Annotated in this window: 19 protein-coding genes; 3 read left to right on the forward strand and 16 right to left on the reverse strand. The window is 29.0% G+C overall.

The features are described 5' to 3' along the window. Positions 1–63 precede the first annotated feature (63 nt). The 6 genes from NNC19_RS09725 to NNC19_RS09750 form a co-directional block, all read right to left on the reverse strand. Complete coding sequence (locus NNC19_RS09725) at positions 64–999, reverse strand: type I phosphomannose isomerase catalytic subunit (protein ID WP_310938446.1); 936 nt, start codon at positions 997–999, stop codon at positions 64–66. A 138-nt stretch (positions 1,000–1,137) separates the two neighbouring features. Then, a complete protein-coding gene (fucO, locus tag NNC19_RS09730) occupies positions 1,138–2,289 on the reverse strand; it encodes a lactaldehyde reductase (RefSeq protein WP_310938447.1) in 1,152 nt (383 codons plus the stop codon). Positions 2,290–2,317: 28 nt separating this feature from the next. After that, on the reverse strand, positions 2,318–3,004 hold the full coding sequence (locus tag NNC19_RS09735) for a class II aldolase/adducin family protein (protein WP_310938448.1): 687 nt from the start codon (positions 3,002–3,004) through the stop codon (positions 2,318–2,320). 26 nt (positions 3,005–3,030) lie between these two features. After that, positions 3,031–3,474, reverse strand: coding sequence for an RbsD/FucU domain-containing protein (locus NNC19_RS09740; RefSeq protein ID WP_310938449.1), 444 nt, complete (start codon positions 3,472–3,474; stop codon positions 3,031–3,033). Further along, complete coding sequence (locus NNC19_RS09745; RefSeq protein ID WP_310938450.1) at positions 3,468–4,946, reverse strand: rhamnulokinase family protein; 1,479 nt, start codon at positions 4,944–4,946, stop codon at positions 3,468–3,470. The genes NNC19_RS09740 and NNC19_RS09745 overlap by 7 nt, the downstream gene beginning before the upstream one ends. A gap of 13 nt (positions 4,947–4,959) precedes the next feature. Beyond that, a complete protein-coding gene (locus NNC19_RS09750; RefSeq protein ID WP_310938451.1) occupies positions 4,960–6,753 on the reverse strand; it encodes an L-fucose isomerase in 1,794 nt (597 codons plus the stop codon). Positions 6,754–6,920: 167 nt separating this feature from the next. Between NNC19_RS09750 and NNC19_RS09755 the strand changes: the two genes are divergently transcribed. Continuing rightward, positions 6,921–7,814, forward strand: a complete 894-nt coding sequence (locus tag NNC19_RS09755) for an AraC family transcriptional regulator (protein ID WP_310938452.1) — start codon at positions 6,921–6,923, stop codon at positions 7,812–7,814. A 72-nt stretch (positions 7,815–7,886) separates the two neighbouring features. Here the strand turns inward: NNC19_RS09755 and fucP are convergent, their stop codons facing one another. From fucP to NNC19_RS09770, 3 genes are all read right to left on the reverse strand, one after another. Beyond that, positions 7,887–9,224, reverse strand: coding sequence for an L-fucose:H+ symporter permease (fucP, locus tag NNC19_RS09760; RefSeq protein ID WP_310938453.1), 1,338 nt, complete (start codon positions 9,222–9,224; stop codon positions 7,887–7,889). A 148-nt stretch (positions 9,225–9,372) separates the two neighbouring features. Next, positions 9,373–10,434 (reverse strand): galactose ABC transporter substrate-binding protein, encoded by a 1,062-nt coding sequence (locus tag NNC19_RS09765; protein ID WP_310938454.1) that lies wholly within the window; start codon positions 10,432–10,434, stop codon positions 9,373–9,375. 114 nt (positions 10,435–10,548) lie between these two features. Then, a complete protein-coding gene (locus NNC19_RS09770; RefSeq protein WP_310938455.1) occupies positions 10,549–11,598 on the reverse strand; it encodes a galactose ABC transporter substrate-binding protein in 1,050 nt (349 codons plus the stop codon). A 214-nt stretch (positions 11,599–11,812) separates the two neighbouring features. Here NNC19_RS09770 and NNC19_RS09775 point away from each other — a divergent pair, with 214 nt between their 5' ends. Continuing rightward, positions 11,813–12,706, forward strand: coding sequence for a LysR family transcriptional regulator (locus NNC19_RS09775; protein WP_310938456.1), 894 nt, complete (start codon positions 11,813–11,815; stop codon positions 12,704–12,706). A gap of 86 nt (positions 12,707–12,792) precedes the next feature. Next, positions 12,793–13,734 (forward strand): NAD(P)H-binding protein, encoded by a 942-nt coding sequence (locus NNC19_RS09780; protein WP_310938457.1) that lies wholly within the window; start codon positions 12,793–12,795, stop codon positions 13,732–13,734. 70 nt (positions 13,735–13,804) lie between these two features. Here the strand turns inward: NNC19_RS09780 and NNC19_RS09785 are convergent, their stop codons facing one another. The 7 genes from NNC19_RS09785 to NNC19_RS09815 all read right to left on the reverse strand — a co-directional run bounded on the left by NNC19_RS09785 (position 13,805) and on the right by NNC19_RS09815 (position 19,985). Then, positions 13,805–14,881, reverse strand: a complete 1,077-nt coding sequence (locus NNC19_RS09785) for an ABC transporter permease (RefSeq protein WP_310938458.1) — start codon at positions 14,879–14,881, stop codon at positions 13,805–13,807. 1 nt (position 14,882) lies between these two features. Next, on the reverse strand, positions 14,883–16,016 hold the full coding sequence (locus NNC19_RS09790) for an ABC transporter permease (protein WP_310938459.1): 1,134 nt from the start codon (positions 16,014–16,016) through the stop codon (positions 14,883–14,885). Between the two features lie 2 nt (positions 16,017–16,018). Next, a complete protein-coding gene (locus tag NNC19_RS09795) occupies positions 16,019–16,963 on the reverse strand; it encodes an ABC transporter ATP-binding protein (RefSeq protein WP_310938465.1) in 945 nt (314 codons plus the stop codon). A 235-nt stretch (positions 16,964–17,198) separates the two neighbouring features. Further along, positions 17,199–18,194 (reverse strand): hypothetical protein, encoded by a 996-nt coding sequence (locus tag NNC19_RS09800; RefSeq protein WP_310938460.1) that lies wholly within the window; start codon positions 18,192–18,194, stop codon positions 17,199–17,201. A gap of 33 nt (positions 18,195–18,227) precedes the next feature. Beyond that, positions 18,228–18,599: a hypothetical protein gene (locus tag NNC19_RS09805; RefSeq protein WP_310938461.1), complete on the reverse strand. Its 372-nt coding sequence runs from the start codon at positions 18,597–18,599 to the stop codon at positions 18,228–18,230. A 28-nt stretch (positions 18,600–18,627) separates the two neighbouring features. Next, entirely contained in the window at positions 18,628–19,623 is a 996-nt protein-coding gene (locus NNC19_RS09810; protein WP_310938462.1) for a hypothetical protein, read from the reverse strand. 2 nt (positions 19,624–19,625) lie between these two features. Then, positions 19,626–19,985, reverse strand: coding sequence for a hypothetical protein (locus tag NNC19_RS09815; RefSeq protein WP_310938463.1), 360 nt, complete (start codon positions 19,983–19,985; stop codon positions 19,626–19,628). Positions 19,986–20,216 lie beyond the last annotated feature (231 nt).

Below are 20,216 nucleotides of genomic sequence, written 5' to 3' on the forward strand. Positions count from 1 at the left end.
AAAACACAGGTTTAATATATTTAAATTAACCTGTGTTTTTTCATTTGAATTAAGTACATTTTTCTAAACTACTGGATAGCTTTTAAGCACTACTACTTGTCCATTTATTTTATAACTTCCAAGTGATGCTGGTATTAGATAACTATCCCCCATTTTTATCTTTTCTGAGTATCCAATACCTTCTATTGTTCCTTCCCCATCTACACAAGTTAGAATATAAAATTTTTCTTTATCACTATTATCTTCTATAGATGTTTCAATATTTAATTTTTCTATTCCAAAATACTCATTCTCACATAACAGCCCCTTCTTATAACCATCAAATGAGTTTTCTTGCCCATTAAGATTTTCACATTGAAGGTCAAAGTTTATAACTTGTAATGCTTTCTCTACATGAATTTCTCTTGGTCTTCCATAATCATAAACCCTATAAGTTACATCACTATTTTGTTGAATTTCTGCAATAATAACACCTTCACATATAGCATGAACAAGTCCACTCTTTATTAGGAAGCAATCCCCTTTTTTTACTTCTATCTTATTTAAGTATTTTTCTACTTCACCTGATTTTATAGCTACTTCAAACTCTTCCTTTGTACAGTCTTTAGTTCCTACTATTAGGCTTGCACCTGGTTTAGCATCCATAACATACCATGCTTCTGTCTTACCAAAATCCCCTTCATATTTAGCTGCATATTCATCTCCTGGATGTACTTGTACTGAAAGTTTTTCTCTTGAATTTATTAATTTTACTAGTAAAGGAAGCTTTTCTAAACTTACTTTAGTTCCTACCATATTAGACCTATATTCCTCTATTAACTTATCAAAACTTAATCCTTTATATTCTCCATTTGCTACAATTCCAGTTCCATTTGGATGGCAAGCTATATCCCAACTTTCACCTATGTTACCTTTTGGAAGGTTATCTCTAAAACTCTCTAGATCTCTTCCTCCCCATATTTTTTCATAATATAAATTTTCAAATCTTATTGGATACAAATTAATTCCCCCTCAACAATCTATGTTATGTCTTTTATGATATTTATTATATCTTATATTTGACTATCTATGCTACATATTCCTATAAATTTATATAACCCAGTAGAAAATCTTTGGATATCTATTGGGTTAAATCCTTTAATAAATTAATTTGTATAATTCTAAAATTTCTGCAACGCTTGTATCTCTTGGATTACCAGGTGTGCATGCATCCGATATTGCTGATTCAGCTAAAGCCTGTAAATCTTCTTCCTTTACTCCAATTTCTCTTAATTTCTTTGGAATTCCAACATCTTCTGAAAGTTTCTTAACAGCATTAACAGCTGCCTTTCTATATTCATCTTGTGACATATTGTCTACACCACTAACTCCCATTGCTCTAGCAATTTCTTTATACTTTTCTCCAGTAGCACATGCATTATATTTCATAACATATGGTAATATTACTGCATTTGCTATTCCATGTGGTGTGTCATAAAATGCTCCAAGTGGATGGGCCATTCCATGAACTATACCTAATCCTACATTGCTAAATCCCATACCTGCAACATATTGCCCAAGAGCCATATCTTCTCTTCCTTTTGAATCATTATTTACTGCACTTCTAAGTGAACGTGATATAATTTCTATAGCTTTTAAATGTAATGCATCAGTTAATTCCCATGCACCTTTTGTAATGTAACCTTCAATAGCATGAGTTAAAGCATCCATTCCTGTTGCTGCTGTTAATCCTTTTGGCATTGATGACATCATTTCTGAATCAACAACTGCAATTACTGGAATATCATGTGGGTCAACACAAACAAACTTACGTTTCTTTTCCTCATCTGTTATTACATAATTTATTGTAACTTCAGCAGCAGTTCCTGCTGTTGTTGGCACAGCTATAATGTCTACACATTTATTTTTAGTTATAACGGCTCCTTCAAGGCTTCTAACATCTGAAAATTCAGGATTATTAATTATTATACCAACAGCTTTCGCAGTATCAATTGATGAACCTCCCCCAATAGCTATTAAATAATCTGCTTCAGTTTCTTTGAATTTCTTTATACCAGCCAAAACTACATTTATAGTTGGATTGGCTTTTACTTTATCAAAAATTTCAAATTCTAAATTATTTTCTTTTAATAAGTCAGTTATCTTGCTAGCTACATTAAATTTGATTAAATCTTTATCTGTTACAACTAATGCTTTTTTATAACCTCTTATTTTAGCTTCTGTAACAATATTATTAATTGCTCCTGCTCCTATGTAGCTCATTTCATTTAATACCATTCTATTTGCCATAAAAATTAAACTTCCTTTCTACTTTGTCTTATTTTTCTTTTCTATAACGTTTAAATCCTGGATGTTTTCCTGTAACTCCATAGGACTTTCTCATATCAATTAATCTATCTATATTATTCCTTGAGATTTCTTTTTCACCCCCAAGTAAATGTGCTGTTAAACTAATCTTTGCATATAATTCTAAAGTCTCCATCCTATAATAAGCTGTTAATAAATCAGCACCAACTGTTAATGCACCATGATTCTCTAAAAGTAATACATCATGTTCCTCAAGGTATGGAGCTATAGCCTCTGGAACTTCATAAGTAGATGGTGTTCCATAAGGGGTTACAGGTACAGCGCCAATAGCTATAACAGTTTCTATCATAGTATATCTATCTAAGTCTATATGAGCTACTGCATAACCTGTTGCTGTAGGTGGATGTGCATGTACAACTGCTCCCACATCTTCTCTTTCCTTATAACATCGTAAATGCATCTTTATCTCTGATGATGGTCTATATCCATCTAATGCATCTATTATTTCTCCATTTTCATCTATATGAACTAATTTTTCTGGAGTAATAAAACTTTTACTAATTCCTGTTGGAGTAGCTAGAACTGTTCCATCTTCAAGCTTTACTGATACATTCCCATCATTTGCTGCTACCCAACCTAATTGCCACATCTTATGACAAACATCACAAATCTGTTCTCTTATTTCCATGTATTTCATATCAATTATCTCCTACTCTTTTATATTTAATCTTCAACTACTACTCCTTTTTGAAGCATAATGTTAGCATAGAGTGCCTTTTCACTTGTTGCTATAATTGCATAAGCTTTCTTTGACTCTTCATAAAAAGTAAAACGTTCCAAATTTCCTATAACACTTTTTCCTTTATTCTCATATTTTGATACTATTTTTTCATATTCTCTCCAAATAGGAGTTTCCACTTTGTCTCCTGGCATAACTTCCATTAGGTTCACTGGCTTTTCTACATAACTATCTAAAGGAAATAGCTTCAAAATAGCATCAAGAATTTCGGGTACTCCATGTCCATCACATCTAATTACTATTGCATCTTTTCCCATAGTTTCAGCTGGAAAGTTTCCATCTGAAATTACTAATCTATCACTATGTCCCATTTCACATAATACTTTTAATAATTCTGGTGATAAAATTTGTGGTATTCCTTTTAACACTTTATTAATACCTCCTTAAATTTTTCATATGATTCATTCCAAAAAGCTGTATTTTCCGGGTTATATTCTTTAATATCCTGTGATTTTGCTACAATGCTCTTAGCTTCATCTACTCCTTTAATTGAACCTGATGCAACTAACTGCAAGATAACATTTCCTAAAACTGTTGCTTCTACAGGGCCTGCTGTAACTTTTGAGTTGCATGCATTTGCAGTCATTTGACAAAGTAATTCACTTTGAATGCCACCACCTACCATATAAATATTTTTATATTTTTTCCCTGTACATTCTTCTATTTTTTCAAGTTCATATCTATACTTAAAGGCAAGACTTTCATCTATACACCTAACTATTTCTCCCTTTGTCTTTGGAATCTCTTGACCTGTTTCTTTGCAATATTCACGAATATGTTCTGGAATATTACCAGCTGGCACAAACCTCAGATCATCAGGGTCAATGAAACATTTAAAATGCTGTGCTGAAGCTGCCATTTTTTCTAAATCCCCAAAGTCATATTCTTGACCTTCTTTAATCCACTGTCTTCTACTTTCTTGAATTAACCATAATCCAATTATGTTTTTTAAAAAGGAAACTTTTCCTCCATATCCTCCTTCATTTGTTATATTATATTCACTTGATTTTTTATTAATTAATGGTTTTTCTAATTCTGTTCCAAATAATGACCATGTACCACAGCTTATAAATATAAAATCTGATTCTTGATTTGGTACTGATACTATTGCACTTTGAGTATCATGTCCTGCTACTGCAACAACATCACATTTTTCTATTTCTAACTCTTTACAAAGTTCATCTGAAATTTGTCCAATTTTTGTGCCACTAGGAATGATTTCTGTAAATAATTTTTTAGGCAAATCAAGCTTTTCTATTAATCTATCAGACCATGTACCTCTTCTTGCATCTAATAACTGAGTAGTGGATGCAATAGAGTATTCAGTTGATTTCATGCCTGTAAGCATATAATTTAATAAGTCTGGCATGAGTAAAATTTTATCTGCCTTTTCTAGAATATATGGTCTTTTTTCAGCTAATGATAGTAATTGAAAAACTGTGTTAATCTCCATAAATTGATTTCCTGTTATATTATAAAATTCATCTTTAGAAATCTTTTCAAAGCTCTTTTTTAACATTCCATTTGTTCTATCATCTCTATAATGAACTGGATTTTCTACTAAATCTCCATGCTCATCTATAATTCCAAAATCGACTCCCCAGGTATCTATGCCAATACTTTCAAATCCTCCATGATGTTTTGCTTTTAAAATTCCTTGCTTTATTTCATGAATCAGCCTAAGTATGTCCCAATACATAGTTCCATTAACCAAAACTGGATCATTTGAAAATCTATGAATTTCCTCTAGCTTAATTGAACTTCTATCATATATACCAAGTACTGCTCTTCCACTTGATGCACCAAAATCAAATGCTAACACTCTCTTTTCTCTACTCATATTTCACCTTGATTTATTTGTATAGTGGTCCATACGTAGCACAAGCTCTATAATCTTGTCCTTCTTTGTTTTGTCCAAAGGCATTCCAAGCTGCTGGTCTAAATATTTTTTCTTCTGGAACATTATGCATAGAAACTGGAATTCTTAAAATAGAAGCTAAAGTTATTAAATCTGCTCCAATATGTCCATAACTTATAGCCCCATGATTAGCTCCCCAGTTATTCATAACATCATAAGCTGACTTACATGAACCTTCCTTTGTTACTCTTGGAGCGAACCAAGTACAAGGCCATGTATAATCTGTCCTCTTCCATAAAGTTTCATTAACATCATCAGGAAGCGCTACAGTATACCCCTCTACTAGTTGAAGTACAGGACCTAATCCCTTAACTATATTAAGTCTAGCCATAGTACAAGGCATAACATCTTTTGTCAAAAATCTTGATGAAAATCCACCGCCTCTAAAATAGCCTTGGTCTGCTGGATTCCAGGTTGTAGCTGCAAGAATTCTAGTTTGATCCTCTTCAGTAATTTCAAAGAAAGGTTTCATAACTGCATTCCCTTTTGAATCTTTTGCTCCACCACTAGCATCTAGACATGCTGCACCTGAATTTATTAGATGTATGAAGCCTCCTGCTTCCTTTGAAGCTCCTTCAACTTCATATCCTGTTGCTTTCTTAACTGCCTCAGCACTCCAATAGGTACGAACATCTGCAAATATTTGAGCTCTATTGGTTAATAGCTTGTTAAATAGCATAGTTGCACCATTTAATGTATCATTTTCGGTAGCTAATATATAAGGTTCTCTAGCACCATTCCAGTCAAAGGAAGTATTTAATATAGCCTCTGCAAAATCACAGTTTGGATAAAAATCTGTCCATTGCCTTTGCCCTTGGAATCCTGCTGCAATAGCATTATGTCCTACTTTTTCCTCTTCACATCCTTTAGGAAGATTTTCATTTCCATTCATTAAATCTTTTATAATGCATGCCATCTTAACAGTAAATTCCCAGTCTTTATCTTTTTCTTCTCTTGTCTTTTGAGCCTTCTCTGGATTTTTATCAAAGCCTTCCTTGCAATATTTTTTTGTCCATTCAAATGCTTTTTTAACTTCTGCCTCATCATATATGCCTTCTGTCATTCTTCTTATAATTTCTACTTCATCAACAGATTCAATTCTCATACCAAGATATTCTTCAAAAAACTCTGGACTTATTATAGAACCACCAATTCCCATGCAAATAGATCCAATTTGAAGATATGATTTTCCTCTCATTGTGGTTGCTGCAACTGCTGACCTTGCAAATCTTAATAACTTTTCTTTAACATCTTCAGGAATTTCTGTATCATCTGCATCTTGAACATCATGACCATATATTCCAAAAGCAGGCAAACCTTTTTGTGCATGTGTTGCAAGTACTGATGCTAAATATACAGCACCTGGTCTTTCGGTTCCATTGAATCCCCAAACACCTTTTATTGTCATTGGATCCATATCCATGGTTTCTGCTCCATAGCACCAACATGGAGTAACAGTAAGAGTAATATCTACTCCTTCTCTTTTAAATTTTGATGCACAAGCTGCTGATTCTGCTACTCTTCCTATTGTTGTATCAGCTATAACAACCTTTACTGGTTCACCATTAGAATACTTAAGATTTGATTTAAATAGATTAGCTGCTGCATTTGCCATTCCCATGGTTTGTTCTTCAAGAGACCCTCTTACATCTAACATTCCTCTTCTTCCATCAATAGTTGGTCTTATACCGATTACAGGATATTCTCCTATTAATCTATTTTTAGTCATATAAATATCCTCCTCATTTTTTAATTATTTAATATTAAAGCTTTCAATCAAAACATTTCTCAGTTTTTTCCTTGTTTACGATTTCATTATACCTTTGAAATATAATCAATACTTGTGCTATAATGGCAAAAAATATAATAATATTCACCTTTATTTGGGAGGGATTTATGAGATATTCTGAATACAATGAAATCAAACAAAGAGGTACTTTTGATTTTCCACTAGAATTTTATTATGTAGATAAAATGCATCCTAGATATATGATGTCCTATCACTGGCATGTAGAATATGAAATAATAAGAGTTCTAAAAGGTTCTCTTACTGTTTATTTAAATCAAAAGGAAATTTCAGCAAGTGAGGGAGATATAATTTTTATAAGAGATGGTATATTACACTCTGCAGTACCTAAAGACTGCATATATGAATGTGTTGTTTTTAACATGAATATGTTATTGAAAGAGATTTTTTCTGGAGCCAAATATATTCAAAATATAATAGACCACACTATAATTATCCATGACTACTTTCCTAAATCCGATTTGGAACTTAATAAAATTATATTTTATTTATTTGAAGTTCTACACTCTAAAAAAGCTGGCTATGAATTAATGATTTTAGGCCTTTTATATCAAATCTTTAGTATTATATATAGCAACAAAATGTACTCTCAACATTCTCTAAATACTCAAAAAGATAGCAAGAAAATTGTACAACTAAAAAAAATTCTAACTATAATAGAAGATTCATATTCCTCTAAACTAACATTAGAAGATTTATCAAAAGCAGTTGGAATGTCTTCAAAATATTTTTGTAAGTTCTTTTATGAAATGACCCATAGAACTCCTATAGATTATCTAAATTATTACAGAATAGAATGTGCCAGCTATGAACTTATAACTACAGATTTTTCTATAACAGATATTGCATATAACTGTGGATTTAATGACTTAAGCTACTTTATTAAATCCTTTAAGAAATATAAAGGGCTCACACCTAGTAAATATTCAAAGATAGAAAAATCTCAAGTTAAAAAATTATCACCTATAATTGTAGATTTGTAAATAAAAAAATAAAACACCAAGTCTAAGTTAATTATTGTTCTTACCTAGAATTGGTGTTTTTATTACTTTAAATTAAGTTCTACTTTTTGAGTTCATTATAGAATAAGCTAGTATTATTACTAAACATACTATTGGAGCAAAATAACAAGATCTTACTGCTGCTTCAACGCCACTATACATTGGAGTTAATGCTGATAATGTACCTAAATCAATTAACTTTCCCATGAATGTAGGAAATACAGCGCCCCCTAGTATTGCCATTATAAGTCCTGCTGCTCCTAGTTTTGATTCTTCACCTAATCCTCCAAGTGCTATACCATAGATTGTGGGAAACATCAATGACATACAGCCTGATATTGCTATAAGACATATTATTGATAGACCTGCTGGCAAGTATATTGCCCCTAAAGTAAATATAATCCCTGCTATTGCCATAACTGCCATCATTCTTGCTGGCATAAATTTTTTCATCAATCCTGTACAGATCCATCTCATTGCAATAAATAATACTGTTGCTATTATAAATGGTTCAACTGCTTTTGCTTCATTCACTCCTAAAAGAATCATTGTATATTTTGTCATCCATGTCCATACAGCAACCTGCATGCCAACATAGAAGAATTGAGCTATTACCCCATATACATATCTTTTAGTAGAAAGTAGGGACTTAACTGATTTCTTAAAGTTAACAGCTCCCCCTACATCCTTAATAGCGCTTTTATTTTTAAAGAAAGCACTCCATATAAATGCTGCTATTATTATTAAAACCATGTATGGCATACATAACCAGATTAACTCAGTATGTCTAATTTCCGCTAATTTATCTACTGACATTTTTATTCTATCCTCATAAGTTGCTGAATTTAAATTTCCTAGTATAACAAACTTAGCTACTATTAGTCCCATAAAAGATCCTACTGGATTAAAGGCTTGGGCATAGTTCAATCTCCTTACACTAGTTTCTTCACTACCTAATGATAAAACAAATGGATTACAAGTGGTTTCAAGCATAGACAACCCACTTGCCAATATAAATATTGACACTACAAAAATATTATAATTCTGAACTATAGATGCTGGTATATATCCTAGAGCACCTATTATAAATAATCCTAAACCTATTAATACTCCTGTCCTATAGGACCATTTCTTGATTATTAATGCTGCTGGTATTGCTAATAAGGCATATGCACTATAAAATGCCACTTGAATTATTGAAGAATTAACAGCATTCATCATAAATATCTTCCCGAATGCTGGAACTAATGTATCATTCATGTTATTTAACATTCCCCAAACAACAAAACATGACACTAACATAATGAATATAATTTTATTGTGTGCTGGAATTACTGGTTCAGATAATTTCTTTGCTTTTTTTTCTACAGTCTTTGGTGAACTTACATCCATATTAATCTCCCCTTTTTAAATGTTGTATAATTTCATCTAGAAAAATTTTCTGTTTACGATTTCATTATACATTCGTAACTTCACCAATACTTGTATTATCTTATCCAAAAAATGTAATTATATTCAGATTTAATTTTAATCCTTACTTTTAATTAGAACTAATTGTATATGGTTTAAATACTAAAGGAACTATAATTTCTTTATCATTCAATTTAAGATTTGTTCCTTCAATAGGAATTTCATCTGCAACCAAATTTCTTCCCACATCATAAATAGCTTTTGCTATAGGCTGAGGGTCCTGAAAAATTGACCCTGCCATATATCCCTTTTTTATTAAATCCTTTGCTTCTGGAATTGCATCGATTCCAAAAACAGGAATAGTCTTAGATTTATCCCCTTTATTATATCCATATTGCTGAAGTGCCTCAATTGCACCAATTGCCATAGCATCATTATTTGCAATTATAGCTTCAATTTTATTTCCATATTTTAAAAATAGCGAAGAAATTGTATTCTTAGCTAACTCCCTACTCCAATCTGATACTACTGATACAAGTTCTTGAGTTTTAATCCCTGAGTTATTAATTGCATCAATTGAATACTTGCTTCTTGTAGTTGTATATATACTATCAGTTCTTCCTTTTATTAAAATGTATTGCAATATATCATCTTTATTTTTATCCATACTTTTTTTATTAAGATTCCATTCATCTACAATCAATTTTCCTTGCATGGTACCTTGCTCTATTGGATCCGTATTAAGTATAAATGCCTTATTATTTGTAATAAAGGAATTTGTCTGTGGAATGTTGGAAGCCAAAAAAATCACTGGTATATTTTTCTGTTTGAGTCTTATTAGACTATCATCTATCACGTCTTTTTTCACAGTAAACATACTTAATACTAAAAAATCATAATTTCCTTGAATAACTCTATCTACATTCTCTAATTGTATTGCTGAGTTTGATTTTGCATCAAAAAAGGTAAAGTTGATTTGACTTTCATTTTCTCTTTGAATATCCTCTAAATTTTTTTTAATTAAAGAAAGAAATATATCATCAAAAGAATATAATAACACTCCTACATTAAGTGGTCTTACAGCTCTTATATTAAGACTATTCTCTATGGCTTTGGGAGCAAAACATATTGATTGAATTGTTAATATATTAAAAATTATAATAAAAGCTAGTATGCTCTTAAAATTTTTCATTATATACCTCCATTGTTAGTCCAATTCATTATTTATTATTTGCCTTAATTCATATTTATATGAATTAAAAAATAGCATTGAATTTACTCAATGCCATTTTTATACACTTATCTATTAATTAGTAGCTGTTGTATAAGGTTGATATGCTAAAGGAACAATTATTTCTTTGCCATTAATCTTATAATTCGTTCCATAGGTGGGTATTTTATCTGATAGCAAATTATTTCCAACAATATAAATTGCTTTAGCTATAATAGCAGGATCTTGAAAAACAGTGCCTATCATATATCCTTTTTTAACAAACTCTTTTCCTTCTTCTATTCCATCAAACCCAAATATAGGAATAGTTTTCAAATTATTTCCTTTATTATAACCATATTGTTGAAGGGCTTCAATAGCGCCAATTGCCATAGTATCATTATTCGAAATTATTGCTTCTATTTTATTTCCATACTTAAGAAAAAGAGATAATATTGAATTTCTTGCTAGTTCTCTATTCCAATCAGCTCCTATTGATATAAGTTCTTGTGTTTTTATTCCTAAATCATTAATTGTATCAATAGAATACTTACTTCTTATAGTTGTATACTTGCTACTACTTTTTCCCTTTATTAAAATATATTGCATTGTATCATCTTTATTTTTATCCATGACTTCTTTATTTACATTCCATGTATCTGCAATAAGTTTACCTTGTATAATTCCTGATTCTATTGGATCTGAACCAATAAAAAATGCTTTTGAATATGTATTAAATGCATTTGTAATTGGAATATTAGGGCCAATGAGAATTATTGGAACATTCTTCTTTCTGAATTTTGTAAATACATCCTCTATTACTTCTTTTTTATTTTCTACCATATTTAATAATATAAGATCAAAATCTTCTTCAATTGACTTATCAATGTTTTCAGATTGTATAGTAGGGTTTGATTTTGAATCAAAAAATGTTAATTCAAATTTACCTTCATTTTCTTTTTGAATATCCTCTAAACTTTTTTTAATTAAAGAAATAAATATATCATCAAATGTATAAACTATACCCACTACTTTAATTGGCCTTCCTTCTGGAATGATCATTGCTTTTGAAATTGAAGCTGTTAATTCAATAATTACTATACTAAAAACTATGATAAAAGCTAATATTTTCTTAATCCTTCTCATTTTCTCCTCCACTTACTAAAATATAATATTTATTATGTGCTTTAATTCATACTTATATTTGTTTAACTTTACAATATATATAAAACAACTATTTTACTTCACTTGAAAGTTTTTTTGAAAAAATATATACTTTAATGTAACATTTTTATTTGTAAAAAAATTAATATCAAATTTTATATTATTCCTAATATAAATTTATAAATAGAGGTAAAAAATGAATATTGAAAAAATTAAATATTATATTGATTTAGTTGAATGTCGAAACTTTACAGAAACAGCACGTAAAAATTATGTTTCTCAAACCACAATTAGCCAACAAATTGCATCACTTGAAAGGGAATTTGAAATTGAATTAATCGATAGAAAACAAATTCCAATTGAACCTACAAAAGCTGGCTGGCTTTTTTATGAAGAAGCAATTGTACTTTGGAAACAATATAATCATATGAAATCAAAAATGATTAATTTTCAAAATAATTCTACTCAAATTTTAAGTATAGAGTATGTTACAGTGACAGATATTAATAGCTTATTAAAAATAATTCCTTCATTCAAAGAAAACTATAAAAATATAAAACTTGAATTAAATAGAGTATTATTGAAAGATGTTTCAGAATTTCTTCAAAAAGGAATATATGATGTTGCAATAGCATTTGATTCTGAATTAACCGAAAAAAATAATATTCATACATATACCTTATATGAAGGACAATATTGTGCAGTTGTTAATAATAAACATCCTCTTTTCCACAATAAATTCATATCAAAAAATGAACTTTATAAATATCCACTTGTAATGCTTAATCCAACTGTACTTGGAAGTTCTTATTATTTGATGATTAAAAATGCTTTAGAAGATGGGTTCACGCCTAAAATTATTCAAACAGTTGATGATGTAGAAACAGAATTATTTTATATAATTACTGAAAATTTAATAGGCTTTTTTCCTGACAACTATGATGTTTCCTACTTAAAAGATAGTGTACGATTAATTCCAATTGAAAAATCTCATCACACATTCAAAATACAGCTAGGCTATTTGAAAGAAAATAAAAATCAAGCTTTACAAATATTTCTTAATTACATACAAAATTCGTTTTTCCAATAGCTCATCATTTTTTGTTATTGGATTTTGTTTAAAGTTTAACATAATATAAAATTATAAACTACCTAACAAGAGGAGTGTTGTATATTATGGGTAAATTATTATTAACTGGTGTAGATGGAAACCTAGGAAAACAAGCTGCTGAATGCTTATTAGAATTAGTTGATAAAAATGAAATAATCTTTTGTGGATATAATGAAGAATCCTTAAGAGAATATGCAAATCAAGGTATTGAAACACATGTTACTAACTTCAATTCAATTGATGGACTTTCTGAAGCTTTTGCTAATGCAGAAAAAATTGCTTTGATTTCTATGCCTTTCGTTGGTGCAAAACGTCAAAATGCTCATAAAAATGTTGTGGATGCAGCTAAAGCTGCTGGAGTAAAACAAATTATATATACATCATTAGTTAATGCAACTGATGAAACAAATCCAAGTATTGAAAAAATAGACCATGCCTACACTGAAAATTATATAAAAAATCTTGGACTTGATTATATATTCCTTCGTAACTCTCAATATGCAGAAGCCATGATTACAAATTACTTTACATATGCAAAAACTGATGGAATATTAAAAAACAGTCAAGGTGATGGAAAAATGGCTTATATTTCACGTAAAGATTGTGCTAAAGCTGTAGCCTATTCCTTAGCCGCAAATGATTATCATAAAGCTATTTTAAATATAAATGGATCAGAACTTATGACTATTATAGATTTTATAGCTATTGGTAATGTAATAACTGGTAATAACGTTATTTATAAAGAAATTACTGATGAAGAAAATTATGCTATATTTGATACTATGGGAGTTCCTAGAACAACAGATGGTAACTTTAAAAAGGATTCCGAAGCTCCATTTTCTTCTGAAGGAATGGTTACTTTTGCTCAAGCTATACGTTTAGGAAAGATGGATTCATTTACTAATGATTTTGAAAAACTTACTGGTGACAATCCACTTTCTGTAAAATATATGTTTGAGCATTTTGATGATTTTCAAGTTGGTGAACGTCATTCAAAAGATAACTAATAATTAAATTAGTTGCTATATAAAAATCCTCCTCAATATAATCTGAGGAGGATTTTTAATTATCACATACTCATATAAATTTTCTAGTCTTAAATGTTCCTGCTGTAAATAGCACCACTGCAAACAATCCAACTATAAATGCTAAGGAATAATTTCCTGTATTAATTGATTCAAGTGCCCAATATTGAGGAGTAAATCTTGAAAAATGCTGTACTGTTTCAGGTAAAAACTCTAAAGGTGCAAAACTTCCTCCTATAAAACAAGTTATCCATGAAATCATCTGTACCACTATACTTATAGTATTTTCATTTTTACATATTCTTGCTGCGAGTATTCCTAAACTTAATGATACTAATACCAAAAATATCATATTTAATACAACTATTGGCCATTTATCTAGCATAACTGACATTCTTACCTTTGATTCTATTAAAAATGTGCTAGAGTAAACCACAACTAAAAATATAAACATAGCTCCAAGAATCCCCAATAATATCTTCCAAGGCTTGTTTGCTGTAGAGAAGCTTCTTTCCAAAATATTTTGCTTTTTTAATGCAAATAATTCCTCAGCTATAGTTATAGCCCCAAAGAAAATGAAACTAACTATAACATTTAAAATTATTGTATCACTCATACTTGCCTTTTCATTTCCTATTACTTCTATATTTGCTTTTGTTATATTTTCATCCACTACTCCTGAATCCACTCCATTTATTTGCAAAGTATTTTTCAATATAATATTATTAATAACACTATTTAAATTAAATTCAAAATCTCCACTTGCCATAATAGATTCATATTTATGTGCTATAACTTCTGGTTTCTCTCCTTTTTTAATAAGCTCTGAAAAATTTTCTGGTATTTCATAGCATACAGGCATTGACTTCTTCTTTACTTTTTCTAATCCATCTTCCTTTGTATATACTTTTATCTCATTTGTTTTTTGCAATTCTTCTATAACATCTGTTGCTAATGTTCCACTATCACTATTTATTACTACTATTTCACCTGAAACATCATCTGTATTATCATATATAGTCCCTAATATTAGTGAAATAGCAAGTGGTAGTACAAATGATATAATTACAAAAGTTTTTATCTTTAAAATTCTCTTTAAATTGCTTTTTAGTATAATAAAAAAATTCATCTTAATCCTCCCATCTAGCACTTACTTTTATTGCACTAACTACTATAAGGCCTATCAAAATAGCTCCCATACATAAAATATACCCTGAAGCATCACTTATATTATTAGAAATTGATATAGTCTTATAAGCATTTAACAATAATGAGTTTGGTGAAAAATTTGATAGTACCTTTAACACTTTTATATCAGAGTTTTCAAAATTATAAAAAACTCCACCTACAGTTGCTGGTAATATCATAAAAATAGCCATAATTAAATTCACAATATTTTTATTTCTAATAAATGCCACCATTGTCCCTGCCATAGCCCCTTGAAGCAAACTTTGAATAAAAAGGATTATAATAATTCCAAAAAAGTTTCCTTTAAAGGATAATGATGATACTCTACAAATAATCACATAGACTAAATTAATAAAAAAGGCCAAAAGACTTGATGAAATTATATAGCCTATTAAATAATTTAATTTACTCATGGGTGCAGCAAAACTTCTATTAACTATTCCTTGTTTCTTATCATTAAAGAATTTATTGATAAGTGTCAATAATAATGTCATGGAAGTAAAAGTAAAAATTGAAATTCCATAGTACTCATAAGAACTTAAAGTTTTATAGCCATCTAATATCTTTTCCTCTACAGATGGTTTTTCTTGAATTTCTTGTATCTTTTCTAAAATATTATTAACTAATTTTTCTCTCTCTTCAGGATTTATCTGAGTAACAGCTACTTTTCTTACAACTTCATATTGATTCACACTGCTGGTAAAATTTTTTATAAAATTTGTTAATACATTCATCTCCATAGCACTACACTTTATATTTTTAATCTTTATATCATTAAAGTTATCTTCTATAGTCACTTCACACCCTGCTCCATCTGAAGTAGACTCTATAAAGTTTTTAACCTGTTCTTCCTGAAGTACTGAAGATAATATTTTTCCTGTACTACCATCTTCATCATATATAAAATTAACCTTTATTGATTCTATATTACTCTTTCCATTAAATGTTTTAGAATTCATTGTTCCATATATTAATGTCATTATTAAAGGCAATGCTATAAATGCAATAAAGGTAATCTTATCTTCTCTAAAAAATGATTTGATAGATTTCCTGATTTGAGATATAACTCCATCCATTCTTATACCTCCTTATCTCTAAGACTTTTCCCTGTTAATGTTAAGAAAACTTCCTCTAATGAAATTTCTTCTACTGAAATATTTCTAATTTTCACATCATGTTTAGATATTTCAATTAATAATTGATTTAAATTCATTTTGTCATTACAAACTATATTTACTACTTCTTCATCTATATGAACTTTTCTAATGTTATTTAACTTTCTAAGCTCAAGCTCTAGAATATCTAGGTTCCCTGAAGCTTTTATATTAATTATTTTATCACTTTGAACCATTCTTTTTAGTTCTTCCTTTGTTCCATAAGCCACTTCTTTTCCTAAATCCATAATAAATATATTATTACAAAGTAGTTCTACTTCCTCCATATAGTGAGATGTATATATTATTGTAGTCTTTCTTTCCTTATTGATTTTTTGAATCATTTCAAAAATATAATTTCTTGATTGTGGATCAATTCCTACTGTTGGTTCATCCATTATAATTATTTCTGGATGATGAAGCACTGCAGCTGCAATATTTAATCTTCTTTTCATTCCTCCAGAATACTTTTTAACAGTTTTCTTTACTTGATCTTCTAGCCCTACCATCTTTAATGCTTCTTCTATTCTTTCTTTCAATAGTTTTCCTTTAAGACCATAAAGACCACCCCAATACTCTAAATTATCCCTAGCATTAAGACCTTCAAATAATGCAATATCTTGTGGAACTAAACCTATCATCCTTCTTGCTTTTAATGGTTCTTTATTTATATCATGTTGTCCTACTAATATTTCTCCTTTATCCATTTTTACAAGACCAACTATTGTATTCATTAATGTAGATTTTCCTGCCCCATTAGGTCCAAGTAGTCCAAATATCTCTCCCTTTTCTATGCTAAATGAAACATTGTCTAAAACTAATTTATCATTAAATCTCTTTGTAATATTTTTAACTTCTATCATGTTCATAGTTTCATCTCCTCTTACTTTATACATTAATAATAACTCTTTTTCATAAGTTTCAACATTAGCTTAGGTCATTAGATAAAATGACTTAAGTCATTTATATATATGCTTATGTTATAACTAATTCATAATTGAACATCAAAATATAATTGTATTTTTAGGAATTTAACACAAAACAAATAAAGGGTATATTTTGAATATCTCTACTCAAAATATACCCTTTGCTGATTACAATATTCTAATATTTATCAATAGAACTTATAAGCCATTTGTCATTCTCTTTAATAAAATATAATGTATTCATTTGGTCAGCCTCTGTACCCTCTATTGTATACATAATACGTAACTTAGCATGACTACTATCTCCTATTTCTGTTTCCTTTTCAACAGCTATCTTATCTCCTATAAACTTATATCTTTTGTCTGTATTAGAAGCAAGTGAATTTATGCTAGTTGCTACATTAGCAGTGCTACTAAAAAACTTTTCATAATTTTTTCCTTCATTATAATAAGCTTTAAAAAGATCTTTTGTTTGATTTATTAATTGTTCTGTAAATTCTTTACTTATTTTAGTCTGTATAAGAACCTTATCCCCTGCTTGCACATCATTTTTTACTATTTCATCTGCTCCATTTAATTTAAATGATATGTCATATTTTCCTTTGAAAATATTATCTATACTGTATGTACTAACTTGTGTCTTATAAGGTCCTTGATTATCTTTTATTGTATCTTCACTTTTTATCATATCATCATTAATTTTCTTATCATTTATAAAAATCTCTGTTCCTGTCGGTGCAAAAAATTTCCATTCTTTAGCTGCTATACTCTTTGCATCAATTTTGTAATTAGGGAACATAAAAAATTTCTTCCCGTTTTCTGATACTTCTGCATTATATGTATCACCATTTACTTGTATTTCATAGTTAAACCCATTATTTTCATGATCTTTTATACTATAACTACTAAAATCTACATCACTATATGTTCCTTCAAATGTTTCTTCACTTAAAAAGTCCTCATCTGTGTTATAAAGCATTTTATAAGCATTTTTATACTTCTTATCAGCTAAATAATTGCAATACTTTTTTAATGCATTTTCAGGAGTAAAATGAGCTTGAAGAGCTTTATATCCACCTAGTAATGCTATAGTGCCTATTAATATAATCATTATTACTATACTTATTTTATTTATAGATTTTTTATCTTGTCCTTTTTCATATTTACTCAACATAATATTTCTCCATTATTACTTTTTATAGGTGAATTATTTAACTTTTTTATATTGTATTGTAACATCTGACTTTGGTGTACTTTCAGTAATTACATCATCTTTTAATGTATATATCACATCTGCTGAAGTGCTTCCATTAACTAATCTTCCAGTAATTACTTTGTTTTTATATTCCCCAACAACAATATAATCATTATCTGTTCTTTCAACTGTATATACCTTTTTAGCTTCTTGCACTATAATTAATTTTTCTGGATCACTGCTCTTATCATCAACTCTTTCCCAAACTCCTACATAATCATTTCCAGCATTATTTATAACACTATTAGTAACTTTTCCTATTAAAAATCCTCCTAGCAAAATCCCTACTGCTATACCAATTAAAATTTCTCTTTTGTTTTTCATTTATTTTCTCTCTCCATTTCTATTTAAATTACTTTTCCCAATTTTCATTACCACCACAAATATCCCATTTATCATTATCTTTTCTAAAATAGAATGTACATTTTTTAGTAACAATTTTATTAGTTGTTAAATATGGTGGCTTTTCTTTCAACTTATATGTTATACATATTCTGGCATGATTGATATCATCTAAAGCAGTTTCTCTTTCTATCAACTCTATTTTATCTCCTATAAAATTATGTAGAGAGCTATTTAAACTCATATAATTAGAAGTGTATTCATTCATATTAAATATATCATTATCACTAGTTAAATATTGTTTGTAATCACCTTCAGTATAAACAGATTTTAAAAAGTCTATAGTATGTGTTTTTAATTGTTCTTTAACTTCACTCTTCATATTTAAATTCTGATTTATCTGACTTCCTGCTTCTACATTGCTATTTACTATATCTTCAGCCCCATCTAATTTAAATGTGACATCATAATTCCCCTTGAAAATATAATTTATACTGTATCTATTAACTTCTGGATAATAAACATTTCCTAAAGATTTAACATTATCCCCATAACCAATTATCATATTGACCTTTTTATTATTTATATAAACTTCTGAACCCTTTGGAAGATTAAAGTCCCAATTTTTAACTACCAAGTTATCTGCATTAATCTTATAATCTGGAAATAAGAAAAACTTCTTTCCCCTTTCTCTAATTTCAGCTTTATAAGTTTGTCCATTAACTTGTATTTCATAAGTATTTTCATTAGTTTGCTTTATAAAGTAACCATTAAAATCTACATTTTTAAGTGAACCTTCAAATATTTCTTCACTTAAAAAGTCATTATCTGTATTAAAGAGAATTTTATAGGCTTTTGGATATTCCTTGTTAGCTAAATAATTACAGTATTCTTTTACAGCATTTTCAGGAGTATAATGCTTTTTTAGCGTAGTATATCCAAAAAATAAAATTATTCCAATTACTATTAAGCTTATTATGCTTGCTATTGCTTTCATATTTTTCATAATTATTTAGCCTTTCTATACTGTACTGCCCCTTTTGCAGTTTTTTCGATAAGAACATCATCCTTTATATTATAAAGAAAATCATATGTTCCTCCATTCACATTTGCATTTCCAATAATTATGCCATCTTTAAATTTCCCACTAACATTAACTCTCCCTTGTATTGTGTTAATCAAATATGTATCGTCTGCTCCCCTTACTACAGTTAACTTATCTGAACTACTACTTTTATCTTTAATATTTACCCAAATGCCTTCATAGTCTTTTGCACTATTTCCTGAACCACCACTACTAAATCCTATTAAAAGTCCTACTAAAAAAATTGCTGCTACTATACCAATAATCACTTTTTTATTCTTCATACGTTTTTCTCCCCTATTTCATCTTTTTTGATTTTTTTTATTACATAATAATAAAATATGTACTTATCAATATTATCTAAATACATATTTTTATATTGCTCTGCTTGTCTCTATCTTCTTTGTTTTTTCTCTTGTTGTCTTGCTATATTTATTGACAACTTCTCTTTGATTATTTTTTAATTGATCTATCTCCTTCTTCTTTTTAGATAAATCATCTGAATTTAATATCTT

It is taken from the genome of Clostridium sp. SHJSY1 (genome assembly GCF_031626875.1).
Taxonomy (GTDB): Bacteria; Bacillota; Clostridia; order Clostridiales; family Clostridiaceae; genus Clostridium.

What these genes read in the sequence shown, in the direction of transcription:
- NNC19_RS09755 (WP_310938452.1), top strand. Translation starts at nt 6,921, where the DNA reads ATGAGATATTCTGAATACAATGAAATCAAACAAAGAGGTACTTTTGAT.
- fucP (WP_310938453.1), bottom strand. Translation starts at nt 9,224, where the DNA reads ATGGATGTAAGTTCACCAAAGACTGTAGAAAAAAAAGCAAAGAAATTA.
- NNC19_RS09805 (WP_310938461.1), bottom strand. Translation starts at nt 18,599, where the DNA reads ATGAAAAACAAAAGAGAAATTTTAATTGGTATAGCAGTAGGGATTTTG.
- NNC19_RS09775 (WP_310938456.1), top strand. Translation starts at nt 11,813, where the DNA reads ATGAATATTGAAAAAATTAAATATTATATTGATTTAGTTGAATGTCGA.
- NNC19_RS09815 (WP_310938463.1), bottom strand. Translation starts at nt 19,985, where the DNA reads ATGAAGAATAAAAAAGTGATTATTGGTATAGTAGCAGCAATTTTTTTA.
- NNC19_RS09795 (WP_310938465.1), bottom strand. Translation starts at nt 16,963, where the DNA reads ATGAACATGATAGAAGTTAAAAATATTACAAAGAGATTTAATGATAAA.
- NNC19_RS09790 (WP_310938459.1), bottom strand. Translation starts at nt 16,016, where the DNA reads ATGGATGGAGTTATATCTCAAATCAGGAAATCTATCAAATCATTTTTT.
- fucO (WP_310938447.1), bottom strand. Translation starts at nt 2,289, where the DNA reads ATGGCAAATAGAATGGTATTAAATGAAATGAGCTACATAGGAGCAGGA.
- NNC19_RS09745 (WP_310938450.1), bottom strand. Translation starts at nt 4,946, where the DNA reads ATGAGTAGAGAAAAGAGAGTGTTAGCATTTGATTTTGGTGCATCAAGT.
- NNC19_RS09750 (WP_310938451.1), bottom strand. Translation starts at nt 6,753, where the DNA reads ATGACTAAAAATAGATTAATAGGAGAATATCCTGTAATCGGTATAAGA.
- NNC19_RS09735 (WP_310938448.1), bottom strand. Translation starts at nt 3,004, where the DNA reads ATGAAATACATGGAAATAAGAGAACAGATTTGTGATGTTTGTCATAAG.
- NNC19_RS09770 (WP_310938455.1), bottom strand. Translation starts at nt 11,598, where the DNA reads ATGAGAAGGATTAAGAAAATATTAGCTTTTATCATAGTTTTTAGTATA.
- NNC19_RS09780 (WP_310938457.1), top strand. Translation starts at nt 12,793, where the DNA reads ATGGGTAAATTATTATTAACTGGTGTAGATGGAAACCTAGGAAAACAA.
- NNC19_RS09765 (WP_310938454.1), bottom strand. Translation starts at nt 10,434, where the DNA reads ATGAAAAATTTTAAGAGCATACTAGCTTTTATTATAATTTTTAATATA.
- NNC19_RS09785 (WP_310938458.1), bottom strand. Translation starts at nt 14,881, where the DNA reads ATGAATTTTTTTATTATACTAAAAAGCAATTTAAAGAGAATTTTAAAG.
- NNC19_RS09810 (WP_310938462.1), bottom strand. Translation starts at nt 19,623, where the DNA reads ATGAAAAATATGAAAGCAATAGCAAGCATAATAAGCTTAATAGTAATT.
- NNC19_RS09800 (WP_310938460.1), bottom strand. Translation starts at nt 18,194, where the DNA reads ATGTTGAGTAAATATGAAAAAGGACAAGATAAAAAATCTATAAATAAA.